At 75.1% G+C, this 18,166-nt stretch carries 14 protein-coding genes, 1 tRNA gene and 1 pseudogene; 14 read left to right on the plus strand and 2 right to left on the minus strand.

What is annotated here, in order from left to right:
• The first annotated feature begins 401 nt into the window (after nucleotides 1–401).
• The 8 genes from ssd to WIS52_RS10950 are packed head-to-tail and all read left to right on the plus strand — an operon-like array spanning nucleotide 402 to nucleotide 5,573.
• Nucleotides 402–1,496: a septum site-determining protein Ssd gene (ssd, locus tag WIS52_RS10915; RefSeq protein ID WP_349298063.1), complete on the plus strand. Its 1,095-nt coding sequence runs from the start codon at nucleotides 402–404 to the stop codon at nucleotides 1,494–1,496.
• Nucleotides 1,493–2,650 (plus strand): TadA family conjugal transfer-associated ATPase, encoded by a 1,158-nt coding sequence (locus WIS52_RS10920; protein WP_349298064.1) that lies wholly within the window; start codon nucleotides 1,493–1,495, stop codon nucleotides 2,648–2,650. Before ssd ends, WIS52_RS10920 begins: the two co-directional genes overlap by 4 nt.
• The gene (locus WIS52_RS10925; RefSeq protein ID WP_349298065.1) at nucleotides 2,644–3,498 is read left to right on the plus strand and encodes a type II secretion system F family protein; all 855 of its coding nucleotides are present in this window, start codon (nucleotides 2,644–2,646) and stop codon (nucleotides 3,496–3,498) included. Before WIS52_RS10920 ends, WIS52_RS10925 begins: the two co-directional genes overlap by 7 nt.
• Nucleotides 3,495–3,635, plus strand: a complete 141-nt coding sequence (locus WIS52_RS10930; RefSeq protein WP_349298066.1) for a hypothetical protein — start codon at nucleotides 3,495–3,497, stop codon at nucleotides 3,633–3,635. The genes WIS52_RS10925 and WIS52_RS10930 overlap by 4 nt, the downstream gene beginning before the upstream one ends.
• Nucleotides 3,632–4,339, plus strand: a complete 708-nt coding sequence (locus WIS52_RS10935; RefSeq protein ID WP_349298067.1) for a type II secretion system F family protein — start codon at nucleotides 3,632–3,634, stop codon at nucleotides 4,337–4,339. Before WIS52_RS10930 ends, WIS52_RS10935 begins: the two co-directional genes overlap by 4 nt.
• Before the next feature lie 55 nt (nucleotides 4,340–4,394).
• Nucleotides 4,395–4,595 (plus strand): DUF4244 domain-containing protein, encoded by a 201-nt coding sequence (locus WIS52_RS10940; RefSeq protein ID WP_349298068.1) that lies wholly within the window; start codon nucleotides 4,395–4,397, stop codon nucleotides 4,593–4,595.
• A complete protein-coding gene (locus tag WIS52_RS10945; protein WP_349298069.1) occupies nucleotides 4,573–5,193 on the plus strand; it encodes a TadE family type IV pilus minor pilin in 621 nt (206 codons plus the stop codon). Before WIS52_RS10940 ends, WIS52_RS10945 begins: the two co-directional genes overlap by 23 nt.
• Entirely contained in the window at nucleotides 5,190–5,573 is a 384-nt protein-coding gene (locus WIS52_RS10950) for an Rv3654c family TadE-like protein (protein WP_349298070.1), read from the plus strand. The genes WIS52_RS10945 and WIS52_RS10950 overlap by 4 nt, the downstream gene beginning before the upstream one ends.
• Nucleotides 5,574–6,163: 590 nt before the next feature.
• Here WIS52_RS10950 and WIS52_RS10955 read toward each other — a convergent pair.
• The gene (locus WIS52_RS10955) at nucleotides 6,164–8,686 is read right to left on the minus strand and encodes a DEAD/DEAH box helicase (RefSeq protein ID WP_349298071.1); all 2,523 of its coding nucleotides are present in this window, start codon (nucleotides 8,684–8,686) and stop codon (nucleotides 6,164–6,166) included.
• Between the two features lie 392 nt (nucleotides 8,687–9,078).
• Between WIS52_RS10955 and WIS52_RS10960 the strand changes: the two are divergent.
• The 4 genes and pseudogenes from WIS52_RS10960 to topA all read left to right on the plus strand — a co-directional run.
• Nucleotides 9,079–11,235: pseudogene (locus tag WIS52_RS10960) on the plus strand (sodium-translocating pyrophosphatase); the annotation flags it as partial.
• A gap of 754 nt (nucleotides 11,236–11,989) precedes the next feature.
• On the plus strand, nucleotides 11,990–12,592 hold the full coding sequence (locus tag WIS52_RS10965; protein ID WP_349298072.1) for a hypothetical protein: 603 nt from the start codon (nucleotides 11,990–11,992) through the stop codon (nucleotides 12,590–12,592).
• An 87-nt stretch (nucleotides 12,593–12,679) separates the two neighbouring features.
• Nucleotides 12,680–13,279, plus strand: a complete 600-nt coding sequence (locus WIS52_RS10970; protein WP_349298439.1) for a hypothetical protein — start codon at nucleotides 12,680–12,682, stop codon at nucleotides 13,277–13,279.
• 217 nt (nucleotides 13,280–13,496) lie between these two features.
• Nucleotides 13,497–16,373 carry a type I DNA topoisomerase gene (gene topA / locus WIS52_RS10975; protein WP_432422472.1) on the plus strand — a complete coding sequence of 959 codons (2,877 nt, stop codon included), beginning with the start codon at nucleotides 13,497–13,499 and terminating at the stop codon, nucleotides 16,371–16,373.
• 69 nt (nucleotides 16,374–16,442) lie between these two features.
• Here the strand turns inward: topA and WIS52_RS10980 are convergent, their stop codons facing one another.
• Nucleotides 16,443–16,913, minus strand: a complete 471-nt coding sequence (locus WIS52_RS10980) for a GatB/YqeY domain-containing protein (protein ID WP_349298073.1) — start codon at nucleotides 16,911–16,913, stop codon at nucleotides 16,443–16,445.
• Between the two features lie 38 nt (nucleotides 16,914–16,951).
• Between WIS52_RS10980 and WIS52_RS10985 the strand changes: the two genes are divergently transcribed.
• Complete coding sequence (locus WIS52_RS10985) at nucleotides 16,952–17,902, plus strand: metallophosphoesterase (protein WP_349298074.1); 951 nt, start codon at nucleotides 16,952–16,954, stop codon at nucleotides 17,900–17,902.
• Between the two features lie 35 nt (nucleotides 17,903–17,937).
• Nucleotides 17,938–18,011: transfer RNA gene (locus WIS52_RS10990), tRNA-Pro, on the plus strand.
• Nucleotides 18,012–18,166: the final 155 nt, after the last annotated feature.

The following is an 18,166-nucleotide window of genomic DNA, read 5'->3' on the forward strand; positions in this document are numbered from 1 at the left end:
ACGGGCGAGGTATGGGCGTGATGGCGCCATTACAGCTACAGTTGTGTGAGCTCGGACTGCGTCCGAGCGGGTTCAGCTCGACCCCCCGGGGCTGAACCGACCGACGGCCCCCGCCAATCCCCCCTGGCGGGGGCCGTCCTCGTGCCCGGCCGGTTCCGTCATCCGCCGCCCACCCGCAGCCGGTCCCGCCCGGGATCCACGGAGTCCTCGTGGGCGTCCCCGCCCGAGCGTCGCACCCCGGACCGACATCCCGGGGCGTCGGGCCGCCGTCCGTCCACAGCCCGGGCCTCCGACCGCGATCCATCCACAGGACCGCAACTCGCCCGCCCGAAGCCCCGGTCCGGCCGCACTCTCAGTCACAGGAGCCCGCACCGGCGGGCCACGGCGGGAGGGGACTCGCGATGGACCGGCGCTGCCTGATCGTGGCCGACGACCCGGACGTGCTGGACGCGCTGTTGCGGCTCGCGGCGGCGGCCGACACCGAGGCCCAGTGCGCGGTCGACGCCGCCGACGCGCGGCGGGGCTGGTCCCGCGCCGCGGCGGTGCTCCTCGACCGGTCCGGCGCGCAGCGCTGCCTGCGGGCCGGCTTCCCGCGCCGGGACGCGGTGATCATCGCGGTGCCCGGCGAGCCGGTGGCCGAGGACTGGCGGGCGGCCGTGGCACTCGGCGCGGACCGGGTGGTGGAGCTGCCCCGCGGCGAGGCGGCGCTCACCGGGATGCTCGCCGACGCCCGTGAGCGGGCGCTGGCCGGCGGGCGTGCGGGGCGGGTGCTCGCCGTCGTCGGCGGCTGCGGCGGCGCCGGGGCCTCCGTGCTCGCGACCGCGGTCGCGGTGGCGGCGGCGCGAGACGGCGCCGAGGCCTTGCTGGTCGACTGCGACCCCCTCGGTGGCGGGCTCGACCTGCTCCTGGGCCTGGAACGGGCCGAGGGACTGCGCTGGCCGGAGCTCTCGGTCGGCGACGGCCGGGTGCAGGCCGCGTCGCTGCACGCCGCACTGCCGCGCGCGGTCTCCGGCCGCACCGCGCTGTCGGTGCTGTCCTGCGCGCGGTCGCCGCACGGCCCGGACCCGACCGCGGTCGCCGCGGTGATCGACGCCGGCCGCCGCGCCGGCGGGACCGTCGTCTGCGACATCCCGCGCTTCCCCACCGACGCCGCGCTGGCCGTGCTCGGCGCGGCGGACCTGACCGTGCTCGCCGTCCCGGCCCGGCTGCGGGCCTGCGCCGCGGCCGGCCGGGTCTGCGACGTCCTCGCCGAGCACGCCCGCGTGGTCGAGCTGGTGGTGCGCGGCCCCTCCCCCGGCGGCATCACACCCGACCAGGTCGCCGGCTCGCTGGGCCTGCCGCTGCTGCACGCGATGCGCTCCGAGCGGGACCTGGCCGGCGCCATGGAGCGCGGACGGACCCCCGGCTCCGGGCGCGGGCCGCTGGCCACCGCGGCACGCGCGGTGCACGCCCGGCTCCGCCCGGCCGACGAGCAGCCGTCCCGGGTCGCGTCGTGAACCCGCTGGTCGAGCGGGTGCGCTCCCGCCTCGCCGACTCCGGTGGCGAGACGGGCCCGGCCGCCGTCGCGGCCGCGGTGCGGGCCGAGTCCGGTGGCGTCGCCTCCGACCTGGACGTGCTCGCCGCACTGCGGACTTTGCGCCAGGAGTTCGCCGGCGCCGGCCCGCTGGACGCGCTGCTGCGCGACCCGGCCACCACCGACGTGCTGGTCACCGCCCCGGACGCGGTGTGGGTCGACCGCGGCGCGGGCCCGCAGCGCTGCGACGTCGCCTTCCCCGACGAGGCCGCGGTACGCCGCCTCGCCCAGCGGCTCGCGCTGGCGGCCGGCCGGCGGCTCGACGACGCCAGCCCGTGCGTCGACGGCTGGCTCGCCGACGCCGGAGTGCGGCTGCACGCGGTGCTGCCCCCGGTCTCCGCCGCCGGGACGGCGATCTCGCTGCGGGTCCTGCGGCCCGCCCACCACGACCTCGCGGCGCTGCGCCGCTCCGGAACCCTGGACGCCACCGGTGAGGCCCTGCTCCGCGCGGTCGTCGCCGCCCGGCTCGCGGTACTGGTCTCCGGCGGCACCGGCAGCGGCAAGACGACTCTGCTCAACGCCCTGCTCGGCGCCGCCGACCCGGGCGAGCGGCTGATCACCGTGGAGGACGCCGAGGAACTGCGGCCGCGCCACCCGCACGTCGTACGGCTGGTCGCCCGCCCACCGAACATCGAGGGTGCCGGAGGGGTCCCGCTGCGCGAGCTCGTCCGGCAGGCGCTGCGGATGCGGCCGGACCGCCTGGTGGTCGGCGAGGTGCGGGGCGCGGAGGTCTGCGACCTGCTCGCCGCGATGAACACCGGGCACGACGGCGGGGCATGCACCGTGCACGCCAACTCGGTACGGGAGATCCCGGCCCGGATGCGGGCGCTCGCCGGCCTGGGCGGCATGTCGCCGTCCGCCCTCGACGGGCAGCTGGCCGCGGCGGTGCAGGTCGTGCTGCAGATGGGTCGCCGGCCGGGCGCGGGCCGGGTGCTCGAGGCCATCGGGGTGCTGTGCCGCGACGGCGACGGCAGCCCGCGGGTCGAGCCGGCCTGGACCCGGGACGCCGGGGCGGGCCCCGGGCGGGAGCACCTGCTCGATCTGCTGCGCGAGCGCGGGGTGGGTGCACCGTGCTGACGACAGTGCCGGCACTGTCCGCTCCGCCGAGCGCCGCGGTCGCGCTGCTCCTGCTCGCCGTCGCCGTCCTCGGCCTGCCGGGCCGCACCGGCCGGCAACGGCTCCGCGGTCTCGGCGCACCGGGCGGCCGGCGCCGCACACACCGGCTCCCGCTCCCCGCCGTGCTCTACGTTCTCGTCCCCGCCACGGGGCTGCTGCTGCTCGGACCGGCCGGCGCGCTCTGCGGGGCCGGCGCGACATGGGTGGTCCGGCGGCGGCTCGCCGGCCGGGCGGACGAGCGCCGGGCCGGCGAGACCGGGACCGAACTCGCCGACGCGCTCGCGCGGATCACCGACGAGCTGCGCACCGGGGCCCATCCCGCCGCGGCGCTGGCCGGCACCGTGCACGACGGCCCGCTCGCCCGCGCGCTGCTCGAACCCGCGGCGACGGCGGTCCACACCGGTGAGCCGGTACCGGAGGCTCTGCGCCGGGCCGGCGCACGCCGGGTCCGGGCCGGTGCGGACCCGGTGGCGCGCGACCTCAACCGCGTCGCGGCGGCGTGGGAGCTCGCGGACCGGCACGGCGCGCCCCTGGCCGACCTGCTCGCCGGAGTGCTCGACGACCTCCGGTGGCGGCTCGGCCACGGCGCACGAGTCCGCGCCCAGCTCGCCGGTCCGCGCGCCACGGCGTCGGTCCTGACGGCGCTGCCGCTGGCCGGGATCGGGCTCGGTCAGCTGATGGGGATCGCGCCGCTGGGCGTCCTGCGGACCGGTTGGCACGGTCCGGCCCTGCTGGTGTGCGGAGTGCTCCTCACCGCAGCGGGTGCACTGTGGACAGACCGGATCCTGCGCAGCGCGGTGCCGTCATGAGCGAGGCTGTCGTGAACGGTGCTGTCGTGAACGGTGCTGTCGTGAACGGTGCTGTCGTGAACGGTGCTGTCGTGAACGGTGCTGTCGTGAACGGTGCTGTCGTGAGCGGTACCGGCGTGAGCGGGGGGCTGTCGTGACCGCGGCGGCGCTGGGGCTGCTCGCCGCGGCCCTGCTGCTCGGCGGCGCGCGGCCCGCCGCCGGACGTCTCCGGGTGTTGTCCGGACCTCCGGCCGGACCGGCGCCCGGACCGCCCCGCACCGCGGTACTGGCGGCGCTCGTCCCGGCCGGGGCGGTGCTCGGGGGTGCGGTCGCGGGTGTGCCGGGAGCGGTCGTCGGGGCCGGAGCCGGAGCCGGAGCACTGGTCCTCGCCCGGCGGGCGGCGGCCGGATCGCCGCCACCGGCCGACGCCGACCTCGCCGCGGCGTGGGACCTGCTCGCGACCTGCCTGACCGCCGGGCTCACGGTGCCCGACGCCGTCGCGGCGGCAGCGCGCCGGCTTCCCGGCGAGTCCGGGACGACGCTGCGCCGGGTGTCGGGCCTGCTCGCGCTCGGCGCCGACGCCGGCGACGCCTGGTCCGCCGCGGCCGCGACCCCCGAGCTCGCCGGCTTCGCCCGGGCCGCCGGGCGCTCGGCGAGCACCGGTGCCGCGCTGGGCCGGGCCGCGGCCGCCGAGGCGGCCCGGCTCCGTGCCGGGCTCACCGACCGCGCCGAGGAGCGCGCCCAGCGTGCGGCCGTGCGCATCACCGCCCCGCTGGGGCTCTGTTTCCTGCCCGCCTTCCTGGTCCTCGGCATCGTGCCGGTCGTGATCGGGCTGGCCGGGGAGGCGTTCGCCCGGTGGTGAGCACCGGGCGGCATCCGGGCCCGCGGACCGCGGGCCCCCGACGAAGGAGAACGCCATGAGTTCCACCCGCTCCGTCCTGCGCGCTCGACTGACCGCTCTGACCTGCGACGACGACGGCATGTCGACGGTTGAATACGCTGTGGGCACCGTGGCCGCCGCGGCGTTCGCGGCCCTGCTCTACGCGATCGTCAGCGGCAACGACGTGCTGGCCGCCCTGACCGGGATCGTGCAACGTGCCCTGTCGACGACGTTCTGACCCCGGTCCGGGCCCCGGCACCGGCGACGCGGGCGCGGTCACCGTCGAGGCGGCGATGGCGCTCGGGACGCTGGTGCTGGTCACCGCGGCAGCGATCGCGGCCGTCGCCGCGGTCGCCGCCGGGGTCCGCTGCACCGACGCCGCCCGCGAGCTGGCCCGCCAGGCCGCACGCGGCGACGCCGACACCGGCCGGGCGGCCGCGGCGGCGCTGGCTCCGACCGGCGCCGAGACCGAACTGCGGCTCGACGGCGACACCGTCGTCGCGACCGTCCGGGTCCGGCCGGTCGGGCTGCTGCCGGTCGCGATCGGCGGCAGCGCCGTCGCGGTCGCCGAGCCCGGCCTGGCCGCGGAGACAACGACCCCGCCCGGTTCCGGCTACGTCGAGCCGGACGGCCTCGGGCCGGATCCGGCCGAGCCGGATGTCGCGCCGACCGACCTCGCCGACCCGATCCACCCGGGGAACGAGGCCGACCCGCGCCACCGTGGGAACGAGGCCGCCCCGCGCCACCCTGGGAACGAGCCGGAGGCGCCGGATCCGGCCGTCGCCGGTCATTCGGCCGGCCCGGCCGCCCGCTCCGGATCGCCGGCACCGCCGTGACAGGCCGCCGCCTCACCGACGACTCCGGTGTCGCCTCCGTCTGGGCGGCGACCGCCGCCGCGGTGCTGCTGCTCGTCGCCACCGTCGGCGTCGACCTCGCCGCTGCCGTCCGCGCACGGCATGTCGCCGCGGCCGCGGCGGACCTCTCCGCCCTGGCCGCCGCGACCCGGTCGGTGGACGGCGCCGACAGCGCCTGTGCGCTCGCCGCCGAGATCGCCGACCGCAACGGCGCCGTGGTCGTCAGCTGCGAACTCGACGGATGGGACGCGCTGGTCGAGACCGAGGTGCCGTGGACGGGGCTGCTCCCGGTCCGGGCACCCGCCACCGCGCGAGCGCGCGCCGGACCGGCTGCGCCGGACGGCGATCCTCGGGCGTCATGAGGATCAGCGATGCCGACCACGATCACGACGGATCCGGCAGGCCCCCGAACAGCGGTGTCTACAGCGGGCCGGGCGGAACCCGGGAGTGGAAGGCCCGAAGGAGCGGGCCCCGTACTCGTCGCCGAGGTCGTGCGACGAATGGCGAGGCCATTACCGGACACGATCGTGACATCTCCGGCAGCGGGGCGAAGAACTCGCCCAGCGGTCCACCGCCCCGGATGAACGGAGGGAGAACGACGCGACACGCGGTGGTCTCGGCGCGTCGCGGCGAGAGGTGCGGCGCGACGGCTTCTCGTCGTCGCCGCCGGACCGATCGGCGACGTCGGCGCCCGGATCTCTGGTCACGGAGCCGGATCCGGTGCCTACTGGGAGTCATCCGCGGCGGGCAGGGTCCGGCCCGTCCCGGACCGCCGGAAGCTTCGCTCCCCAGTGCAGCGACGGCGTCGGAGCCGCATCACGCGCCCCCGTCCGACGCCGTCGCCGGCGGTTGCCACCGGCCCGTCTCCGCCCCCGACAGGCGGGCCGGTGGTGACCGAGTCCCGCCCCGCCGACGGGCACACCAGCGCAGTTCGATCAGCGGACTTCAGCGCTCAGGTACCCCTGGACGGATCCACAGCGAGGGCGGTCAGGACGAGGTCGAGGACCTGTATCGCGCCGGCCTTGTCCAGCGGGTTGTTGCCGTTGCCGCACTTCGGGGACTGCACGCAGGACGGGCACCCGGTCCGGCACTCGCAGTCGCGCACCGCGGCCCGGGTCGCGGCGAGCCACCGGGCGAGCACCGCGTGCCCCCGCTCCGCCAGACCGGCGCCGCCGGGATGGCCGTCGTGCACGAACACCGTGGGCAGGCCGGTGTCCGGGTGCAGCGCCGTGGACAGCCCGCCGATGTCCCACCGGTCGCAGATCGCGAACAGCGGCAGCAGCCCGATCGCCGCGTGCTCAGCGGCGTGCAGCGCGCCCGGCAGGCGGGCGTCGTCGATGCCGGCGGCGGCCAGCGCGTCGGGGTCGATCGTGTACCAGACCGACCGGGTCTCCAGGCTCTGCGCCGGGAGGTCCAGCGGGGTCTGGTCGAGCACCCGTCCGTCCGGGGTCCGCCGCCGGTAGCCGACGACCTGGCTGGTCACCGTCGTCTCACCGAAGTGGACGCCCACCGGGCCGTGCTGCCGGGAGTGCTCGGCGGAGCGGACCGTCACGTCCGAGACCGACTGCGCCTCGGTCCGCCAGTCCGGCTCCTCGGGGTGCACCAGCGCCAGGCCCTGGTCGAGGTCGAGCTCGTCGACGACGTAGCTCTCGCCGCGGTGCAGGTACACCGCGCCGGGGTGGACCGAGCCGGGCGCGGCGCCGCCGTCGACGGTGCCGAGCATCCGCCCGGTCCCCGCCTCGACCACCGCGACCTGCCCGAGCCCCGCGCCGCGGATGTCGACCCGGGCGGCCGGCGCCTCCCCGGTCTCCGGCCAGAACCAGCCGTGCGGTCGGCGGCGCAGCACGCCCTCGTCCACCAGCGCGCCGAGCACCTCGCGGGCCGGCTCGCCGCCGAACACCTCGTCGACGTCGGCCTCGGTCAGCGGCAGCTCCGCGGCGGCGCAGGCGAGCTGCGGCGCGAGCACGTAGGGGTTGACCGGGTTCAGCACGCAGCTCTCCACCGGCGCCCCGACCAGGGTCTCGGGGTGGTGTACCAGGTAGGTGTCGAGCGGGTCGTCCCGCGCGACCAGCACGACGAGCGCCTCGTCGGCGGCCCGCCCGGCCCGCCCGGCCTGCTGCCAGAACGAGGCCCGGGTGCCGGGGAAGCCGGCCAGCACGACGGCGTCCAGCCCGGAGATGTCGACGCCGAGCTCGAGCGCGTTGGTGGTCGCCACCCCCAGCAGCTCGCCCGACATCAGCTGCGCCTCCAGCGCCCGCCGCTCCTCGGGCAGGTAGCCGCCGCGGTAGGACGCGACCCGCCTCGCCAGCGCCGGGTCGACGTCGGCGACCTGGCGCTGCGCGCCGAGCGCGGTCAGCTCGGCCGCCCGGCGGGACCGGACGAACGCCAGCGTCCGGGCGTCCTCCAGCACCAGGTCACCGAGCATCCGGGCCGCCTCGCTCCCCGCCGAGCGCCGGACCGGGGCGCCGTTGTCGCCGGTGATCTCGGTGAGCAGCGGCGGCTCCCAGAACGCGACCGTGCGACCGGCGTGCGGGGACGCGTCCTCGGTGACGGCCACGACGTCGCGTCCGGTGAGCCGGGACGCGAACTCGGCCGGCCGGGCGACCGTGGCCGAGGCCAGGACGACGGTCGGGTGCGCGCCGTAGCGGGCGGCGACCCGCAGCAGCCGGCGCAGCAGCAGCGCCACGTGCGACCCGAAGACGCCGCGGTAGGTGTGGCACTCGTCGACCACGACGTAGCGCAGCCGGCGCAGGAACGTGGACCAGCGGCCGTGCCGCGGCAGCAGCGACCGGTGCAGCATGTCCGGGTTGGAGAACATCCAGCGGCAGTGCCGGCGGACCCAGTCCCGCTCCTCCATCGGGGTGTCGCCGTCGAAGGCCGCCGGCCGCACGCCGTCGGGGGCGATGCCGTCGAGGGCGCGGAGCTGGTCGGCGGCGAGCGCCTTGGTCGGGGAGAGGTAGAGGGCGGTGGCCCGGGCGTCCTCGGTGAGCGCGGCGAGCACGGGGAGCTGGTAGACCAGCGACTTCCCGGAGGCGGTCCCGGTCGCGACGACGACGTCGGCCCCGTCACGGACCCGCTGCGCCCCCTCGGCCTGGTGTGCCCACGGCCGGTCGACGCCTCGGGCGGTCAGGGCCTCGCGCACCGAGGAAGGGGTCCAGTCCGGCCACTCCGCGGTGCGACCGGGGCGGGCCGGCATCCGGACGACGTGCCGGAGCGGGTCGTCCGCTGCCGGTCCGCCGGTCTCCGGCGCGAGCCACGGCGCGTCCGGCCGGCGAACGGCCGGTCCGCGCTCCCCGGTGTCCGCGCCGGGGCGGGCGGGACCCGATGCCGGAACGGAGCCACCGGAACCCCGGCCGGGAGCACCCGATGGCCCGGGATCGACGGGCACGCCCTCGGCCCGCCCGGGATCCGCACCCGAGCCCGCGAGCACCCGGCGCAGCAGCTCCACGCCGCGCCGCGACTCGTCCGCACGCACGGAGTCCGGCGCGCTCGCTCTGGTCGGCCCCACAACCGACCAGGTTGGCACAGACGTTCGAATGCGGCCGCGTCGCGTCCCGGTCGACGCGCCCGGCCGGCCGCCCGCATCGGCATTCCGGCCGAATCCATTGCGACGCAACGCATCCGGGAGTTCCCGGATTACCCATCGAAAGATGTGTGATTGATCACTTCTGGTGCGCACCGGGGTGATGTGACGCCTCTCGCACTGAGTGATCCGCCACACTTCTAGACTGCACCCCGCCCGGTCACCGGCGGACGCCGCCCGGGTCCAGTCGACGCCAGAGACGCCGTCGTCGGCCGGACGGCGCCTTCGTGCCGTCCGCCGTGACCGGTGTCGCTGGTCCGATCCCTGCTCAACCAGGAGGACCGATGTCCGAGTCCACCCTCGCCCAGGGCCTCGAGCTCGGTGCGGGAGATGTCGCCGTCGTCGGCGTGGTCGCGGTGGTCGCCCTCGTCGCCCTGGCCGTCGGCGGTCTGCTGCTGCGGGAGGTGCTCGCCCACGGCGAGGGCACCCCGTCCATGCAGGAGATCGGCCGTGCGGTCCAGGAAGGCGCCCAGGCGTACCTCAACCGCCAGTTCCGCACCCTCGCGGTCTTCGCCGTAGTCGTGTTCTTCCTGCTGTTCGCGCTCCCCGCCGAGGATCTCGGGGAGCGCATCGGCCGGTCGATCTTCTTCGTCATCGGTGCCGCCTTCTCCGCCTTCATCGGCTGGATGGGCATGTGGCTGGCCACCCGCGCCAACATCCGGGTCGCGGCCGCGGCGCGGGAACCGGGTGGCCGGGAGAAAGCGACCCGGATCGCGTTCCGCACCGGCGGCGTCGTCGGGATGCTCACCGTCGGGCTCGGCCTGCTCGGCGCCGCCGTCGTCGTGATGGTCTACGCCGGGCAGGCCCCCCGGGTACTGGAGGGCTTCGGCTTCGGCGCGGCCCTGCTGGCGATGTTCATGCGGGTCGGCGGCGGCATCTTCACCAAGGCCGCCGACGTCGGCGCCGACCTCGTCGGCAAGGTCGAGCAGGGCATCCCGGAGGACGACCCGCGCAACGCGGCCACCATCGCCGACAACGTCGGCGACAACGTCGGCGACTGCGCCGGCATGGCCGCGGACCTGTTCGAGTCCTATGCCGTCACGCTGGTCGCGGCGCTGATCCTGGGCACCGCGGCGTTCGGCCTGCAGGGCCTGTTGTTCCCACTGATCGTCCCGGCGATCGGCGTGATCACCGCGATCCTCGGCGTGTACCTGACCAAGGCCCGCCAGGGCGAGAACACGCTGCGCGCGATCAACCGCAGCTTCTACCTCTCCGCGCTGTTCGCCGGCGTCCTGTCGATCATCGCGGCCTACGTGTACCTGCCCGCGACCTTCGGCGGGCTGCTCAACCCCGGCGACCCCTCGGTCCCGGGGCTGACCGGCGACCCGCGACTGGTCGCCTCGGCCGCCGTCGTGATCGGCATCGTGCTCGCGGCGGTCATCCTCAAGCTGACCGGCTACTACACCGGCACCGAGGACCGGCCCGTCAAGGACGTCACCGACTCCTCCCGGACCGGCCCGGCCACGGTGATCCTCTCCGGCATCTCGATCGGGTTCGAGTCCGCCGTCTACACCGCGCTGGTCATCTCCGCCGCGGTGTACGGGGCGTTCCTGCTGTCGGGCTCGATCGTCGTGTCGCTGTTCGCGGTGGCGCTCGCCGGCACCGGCCTGCTGACCACGGTCGGCGTGATCGTCGCGATGGACACCTTCGGCCCGGTGTCGGACAACGCGCAGGGCATCGCCGAGATGTCCGGCGACGTCGAGGGCGACGGCGTCGACATCCTCACCGAGCTCGACGCGGTCGGGAACACCACCAAGGCGATCACCAAGGGCATCGCGATCGCGACCGCGGTGCTCGCGGCGACCGCGCTGTTCGGCTCCTACCGCGACGCCATCAGCCAGTCGCTGAACCAGGCCGGCATCGCACTGGAGGACGCCGGCACGGCCTTCGCCTACGAGGTGTTCAGCCCGAACACCCTGGTCGGCGTGATCATCGGCGCCTCGGTGGTGTTCATGTTCTCCGGCCTGGCGGTCAACGCGGTGACCCGCGCGGCCGGTGCGGTGGTGTTCGAGGTGCGTCGCCAGTTCCGCACCCGGCCCGGGATCATGGACGGGACCGAGCGCCCGGAGTACGGCCGGGTGGTCGACATCTGCACCCGGGACTCGCTGCGCGAGCTGGCCACCCCCGGCCTGCTGGCGATCTTCGCGCCGATCGCGGTCGGGTTCGGTCTCGGCGTCGGCCCGCTGGCCGGCTACCTGGCCGGCGCGATCGCGTGCGGCGTGCTGATGGCGATCTTCCTGGCGAACTCGGGCGGGGCCTGGGACAACGCCAAGAAGCTGGTCGAGGACGGCCACCACGGCGGCAAGGGCTCCGACGCGCACGAGGCCACGATCATCGGCGACACCGTCGGCGACCCGTTCAAGGACACCGCGGGCCCGGCCATCAACCCGCTGCTCAAGGTGATGAACCTGGTCTCGGTGCTGATCGCGCCGGCCGTCGTCGGTGGTCATCCGGGTTACTGTGCGCCGATCCGATCACCGAGATCCGCGGGAGGACGCATGCGGAGGGCACCGTTCGCGGGCGCGCTGCTCGGTGTCGCCCTGCTGGCCGGATGCGGCGCGCCCGGCCCGACACCGCAGGAGTGGACCGACGGGATGTGCGACGCGGTGCTGCCGTTCGTCCGCACCGCCGTCACCGCCCCGGAGCCGGGTGCCGGTACCGCCGAGCAGCTGCGGGGCATCGGCGACTACCTCGACCGCACCACCGATGCGCTGGACCGGACGCTGGGCGACCTGGACCGACTCGGGCCGGCCCCGGTCGAGAACGGCGAGGCCGTCTCCACCGGGATGCAGGGCGGGCTCGGCGAGATCCGCTCCGCGTTCTCCGGCGCGCGGGAGCGGGTCGGCGCGCTCGACCCGGCCGACGAGGCCGCGGTACAGCGGGACCTGCCCGCCGCGCTCGAACCCCTCTCCCAGCTGGGCAGCACGACCGGTCCGCTGGAACCGGTCACCGGCGACCCGGAGCTCGCCGCGGCGTTCGAGGCGTCCGCCCCCTGCGGTGAACTGGACCGGATCTCCGAGGAGGCGCAGGGCCCCGAAGGACCGGACGGAGTACGGGATACTGCACCGAACGACCGAACCGAGGAGGGCGGCGGCGGCTGACCAGCGGTCGCGGCTACCGTCAGGGCACGGTCCCTCCCCCTCGGGCCGGTAGCGCCTCCCGGGCGCGTACGGCCCCCGACCCTGGAGCCCGACGATGGCCACCCCCCGACCGGCGCGCGCCGCCCGGGTCCTGCTCCCCACGCTGCTGGCGGCACTGCTCGCCGCCGGTTGCAGCACGACCATCGCCGGCACCCCGTCGCCGGACCCGGCGCCACCGCCCACCGAAGGGGTCGGCGCCGACCCCGTCGCCTGGGGCGACCAGGTCTGCGGCGCGCTGCTGTCCTACTACCGGCCGCTCACCGCGCGTCCCGACTACGAGGGCGCCGACCTGCCCGGCATCAAGGACCGGCTGGCCGGCTACCTCGGTGAGGTCCGGGGCGGCATCGACGCCGGCTCCCAGCAGCTGACCGACGCCGGGGCTTCCCCGGTGAGCGGCGGCGACCAGTTCAAGGCCTCGATCTCCGACCTGCTCAACCGCACCGGCACGACGATCGACGAGGCCCGCGCCGAGGTCGACCAGGCCGACCCGAACGACGTCCCCGGCTTCCAGGACCGGCTCACCGCCGCCGAGGAGAAGCTGCGCACGATCGGTGCCGCGCAGGGTCTCGAGGAGCTCGGCGCCACCCCGCGGCTGGACAAGGCGGTCGACGCCGCGCCGCAGTGCGGGGAGCTGGAGGAGCTGACCGCGCCGGCCTGACGTGGGCGTCCACACCGGACGGCCACGCGACGGCGAGCCGTACTCGCCGTCGTCGAACATGTGTTCTACGCTACGCGCGTGCCGCAGATGTCCCTGTTCTCCGCGGAGGCCCGGCCGGCCGGGCTGACCGACCTGGCCGGTCTGCTCTGCGGGCCCGGCCGGATCGAACGCTTCGGCGCCGGGGACACGGCGCGGTTCGACCTGCCCCTGCCGTTCGAGGGCCGCGAGCGACCCCTCGCCGCACTCGCCGCCGCGCGCGGCGTCACGCTGGCTCCGGGCGCCTCGGGCCTGCGCAGTGCGTTCCGGCGCGACCTGGCGCCGCTCGCCCGCACCTGGTGCGGGTCCGACGGCGGCAAGCGGGTCCCACCGGACTTCCAGCTCGACGGCGCCACCCTGCGGCTCTGGGCGCTCGCCGCCGGCGTCCGCGACCTGCGCGGGGGTCACCTGCTGCTGCTCGACCCGGACGCACCCGGCACGCACGACCCGCTGATCGCCGCCGCGACCCGGGCCGGGCTGCCTCCGGCCCGGCTCGCGACCGGGGAACACGGCGCCCCCGGTCCGGCGTTACGGGTGCACGGCACCCGGCGGATGGCCCGCCTGGTCGAACTGGTGGGGCCCGCACCCCAATCGCTCGGCGCTCTCGGCGCGTCCGAATGGCCCTGTTTGCACGGCCGACCGGCCGCCTGACCAGCCGAACCGGCGTGGCGGTTACAGTGTCGCCTCGCCTCACACCGGTGGCGGAACCCACGGCGAGGTAGGGCGACGGTGTGAGATCGTGCGATCGTCGACCCCGAAGCGATGCGAGGCGTGACCGACCCGGCACGCTGCGTCTGCACTCGGGGCCCGGCAACGGCGAGGTGCCGCACACAGGCGCGGCACGGCCGAGGAGATGAGGTAGGACCACGTGGCAGCAGGCACAGACACGACGGCGACGACCGGCACGACGCGCAAGTCGGGTGGCAGCACGCGCAAGCCCACCTCGACGGCGTCCGCGACCGGGCGTCCGGTGCGCCGGCTGGTGATCGTGGAGTCCCCGACCAAGGCGCGGAAGATCCAGCCCTACCTCGGCAACGACTACGTCGTGGAGTCCTCGGTCGGGCACATCCGCGACCTCCCCCGCGGCGCCGCGGACGTCCCCGCCAAGTACAAGGGCGAGTCCTGGGCCCGGCTCGGCGTCGACGTCGACAACCAGTTCAGCCCGCTCTACATCGTCACGCCGGAGAAGAAGGGCACCGTCTCCGAGCTGCGCGAGGCGCTCAAGTCGGTCGACGAGCTGCTGCTCGCGACGGACCCCGACCGCGAGGGCGAGGCCATCGCCTGGCACCTGCTCGAGACGCTCCAGCCGAAGGTCCCGGTCCGCCGGATGGTCTTCCACGAGATCACCGAGTCCGCGATCCGGGCCGCGGCGGAGAACACCCGCGAGCTCGACCAGAACCTGGTCGACGCCCAGGAGACCCGCCGCATCCTGGACCGGCTCTACGGCTACGAGGTCTCCCCCGTGCTGTGGAAGAAGGTCATGCCGAAGCTCTCGGCGGGCCGCGTGCAGTCGGTGGCCACGAGGCTGATCGTGCAACGGGAGCGGGAGCGGATCGCGTTCCGCTCGGCCGAGTACTGGGACATCGCCGCGACGATGAACGCGGGCCCGGACGCCACGCCGCGCACCTTCGGCGCCCGGCTGGTCCAGGTCGACGGGAACAAGGTCGCCACCGGCCGCGACTTCGACTCCCTCGGGCAGCTCAAGTCCGACTCGGGCGTCACGGTGCTCGACGAGGCCGGTGCCCGGCGGCTCGCCGAGGGCCTGGAGGGGCGCGACCTCGCCGTCACCTCGGTCGAGTCGAAGCCCTACACCCGCAAGCCCTACGCGCCGTTCATGACCTCCACGCTGCAGCAGGAGGCCGGCCGCAAGCTGCGGTTCTCGTCGGAACGCACGATGCGCAGCGCGCAGCGGCTGTACGAGAACGGCTACATCACCTACATGCGTACGGACTCGACCACGCTGTCCGACGCCGCGATCCAGGCCGCCCGTGCGCAGGCCCGGGAGCTCTACGGCGACGCCTACGTCGCCGACAAGCCCCGCCAGTACACCCGGAAGGTGAAGAACGCCCAGGAGGCGCACGAGGCGATCCGCCCGGCGGGCGAGTCGTTCCGCACCCCGGGCGACATCGCCCGTGAGGTCGACGGCGACGACTTCCGGCTCTACGAGCTGATCTGGCAGCGCACCATCGCGTCCCAGATGAACGACGCCCGCGGCACCACGGTGTCGATCCGGATCGGCGGGACCGCCGGGACCGGCGAGGACGTCGTGTTCGCCTCCTCGGGCCGCACGATCACCTTCCCCGGGTTCCTCAAGGCCTACGTCGAGTCGGTGGAGGACGAGTCGCCCGGCCAGGCCGACGACGCCGAGTCCCGGCTCCCCGAGCTCACCGAGGGCCAGGCACTGACCGCCGACGAGCTCGTCCCCGACGGGCACGCGACCAACCCGCCGTCCCGGTTCACCGAGCCGGCGCTGGTCAAGGCCCTGGAGGAGCTCGGCATCGGCCGGCCCTCGACCTACGCGTCGATCATCAAGACGATCCTGGACCGCGGTTACGTCTGGAAGAAAGGCTCCGCGCTCGTCCCGTCGTGGGTGGCGTTCTCGGTCGTCGGGCTGCTGGAGGCGCACTTCGGCCAGCTCGTCGACTACGACTTCACCGCCGGCATGGAGGACGACCTCGACTCCATCGCCTCGGGCAACGACTCCCGGGTGGACTGGCTCAACGGCTTCTACTTCGGTGCAGGCACACACGTGGACGGCTCGGTCGCGCAGGCCGGCGGGCTGAAGAAGCTCGTCGGGGAGAACCTCGAGGAGATCGACGCCCGCACGATCAACTCGATCACGATGTACACCGACGCGGCCGACCGCGACGTCGTCGTGCGGGTCGGGCGGTACGGCCCCTACCTGGAACGGATCGTCGACGGCGAGTCGCAGCGCGCGAACCTGCCCGACGACCTGCCGCCGGACGAGCTGACCGAGGAGATCGCCGAGAAGCTGTTCTCGGTGCCGCAGGAGGGCCGCAAGCTGGGCCCCGATCCGGTGACCGGGCACGAGATCGTCGCCAAGGAGGGCCGGTTCGGCCCCTACGTGACCGAGCTGCTGCCCGAGCCCGAGGTGCCCGAGGGCGCGAAGAAGAAGCCGGCAAAGCCCAAGCCGCGTACCGGGTCGCTGTTCAAGTCGATGACGGTCGACACCATCACCCTCGAGGACGCGCTGAAGCTGCTGTCGCTGCCCCGGGTCGTCGGCACGGACCCCGAGTCCGGCGACGAGATCACCGCGCAGAACGGCCGCTACGGGCCGTACCTCAAGAAGGGCACCGACTCGCGGTCGCTGACCGACGAGGAGCAGCTGTTCACGGTGACACTCGACGAGGCGGTCGAGATCTACAAGCAGCCCAAGCAGCGCGGGCGTGGCCGTGGGGCCGCGACGCCGCCGCTGCGCGAGCTGGGCGAGGACGCCTCGACGCAGAAGAAGATGGTGATCAAGGACGGCCGGTTCGGGCCGTACGTCACCGACGGCGAGACCAACGCCAGCCTGCGCAAGGGCGACTCGGTCGAGGAGATCACCGACGAGCGGGCCTCCGAGCTGCTGGCCGAGCGCCGGGCGAAGGCCCCGGCGAAGAAGCCGGCCGCGCGCAAGCCTGCGGCGGCGAAGAAGACCGGGACGACCACGCGCAGCAAGACCACCTCGTCGTCGACCGCGAAGAAGCCCACCACATCGCGGACCCGCAAGACCCCGACGAACTGAGCGACGTCGAGAGGCACCTCAGAGCTGTTCGATCATGAATTGACAGCTCTGAGGTGCCCCTCGACGGGGTCAGCCGGCCAGAGCCTTCTTCACCGCGGCGGCGACGCGGCCACCCTCGGCCTGACCGGCCGCGGCGGCGTTGGCCTTCTTCATGACCTGCCCCATCTGGCGCATGCCCGGGGCCTCGCCGGTCTCCGCCGCCACCTCGGCGACGGCGGCGCGGGCCAGGCCGGCCACCTCGTCGTCAGACAGCTGGGTGGGCAGGTAGCGGGCCAGGACCTCGCCCTCGGCCCGCTCGCGGGCGGCCTGGGAGTCGCGGCCGGCCCCGGCGAACGCCTCGGCGGACTCCGCCCGGCGCTTGCCCTCCTTGGTGATCACCGCGCGGACCTCGTCGTCGGACAGCTCGCGTGCGGCCTCGCCGGACACCTCGGCGTTGCCGATCGCGGTCAGCGCCGAGCGCAGGGTGGTGCGGACCAGCTCGTCGCGGGCCTTCATGGCGGCGGTCAGGTCGGTCCGCAGCTGCTCCTTGAGGGTGCTCACGACGCTTCACGATAGTCCGGCGCCGTACCCTGGCCCCCGTGAGCACCGCTGCGACCCTCGTCCGCCTGGCCGTCGGCACCGTCGCGACCGGAGCCGCCGGTCTCGGCTACGCGGCCGGGATCGAACGTCGGCACTGGACGCTGCGGCAGGTCGAGCTGCCGGTCCTCGACCCGGGTGCACGGCCGCTGCGGATCCTGCACCTGTCGGACTTCCATCTCACCCCGCGCCAGAAGAGCAAGATCCGCTGGATCGCGGCGCTGGAGGAGCTCGAGCCGGACCTCGTCGTCAACACGGGGGACAACCTCGCCCACCCGGACGCGGTGCCCGGCGTGATCGCGGCGCTCGGCCGACTGCTGGACCGGCCGGGAGCGTTCGTGTTCGGCAGCAACGACTACTTCGGCCCGACGCCGAAGAACCCGGCCCGCTACCTGCGCCGCGGCCACACCAAGCGGTCGCACGGCGACCCGCTGCCGTGGACCGATCTGCGGGCCGCGTTCCGGGAGCACGGCTGGGTGGACGCCACCCACCAGCGGCACCTGCTCACCGTCGACGGCCGGTCGGTGCGGATCGCCGGCGTCGACGACCCGCACCTGAACCGGGACCGCTACCCGCGCGTCGCCGGGCACGACCCGGACGCCGACCTGCGCCTGGGCCTGACCCACTCCCCCGAGCCGCGGGTGCTCGACGGGTTCGCCGCCGACGGCTACGACCTCGTCCTGGCCGGGCACACGCACGGCGGCCAGCTGCGGCTGCCCGGCTACGGCGCGATCGTCACCAACTGCGGTATCGACCGCTCGCGGGCCCGGGGCGCGAGCCGGTGGGGGAGCCACACCCGGCTGCACGTGTCCGCCGGACTGGGGACCTCGCCGTACGCACCGGTGCGGTTCGCGTGCCCGCCCGAGGCGTCGTTGCTGACCCTCGTCGCGCGCCCGGCCGGGGCAGGGGAACGTGGGGGAACCCCCGCGCAGGCCGCGCGGGGCGTCGGGTAGAGTTTCCTACGGCTCACGGGAGACCGACGGGCCATCGGGGTGTGGCGCAGCTTGGTAGCGCGCTTCGTTCGGGACGAAGAGGTCGCAGGTTCAAATCCTGTCACCCCGACAACACGAAGCCCCTGGTCAGTTCCTCGAAACAGGAATCCGGCCAGGGGCTTCGTCGTGTCCGGCGTGCAACGCGACGACCGGTCGCCGCGATCGACGACACCGGCCGGAGAGCAGGGGCCCCTACCTTTCGTGCGGACCGGCGACCGGGGCGCG

The organism is Pseudonocardia nematodicida, assembly GCF_040105385.1.
GTDB classification, from domain to species: domain Bacteria; phylum Actinomycetota; class Actinomycetes; order Mycobacteriales; family Pseudonocardiaceae; genus Pseudonocardia; species Pseudonocardia nematodicida.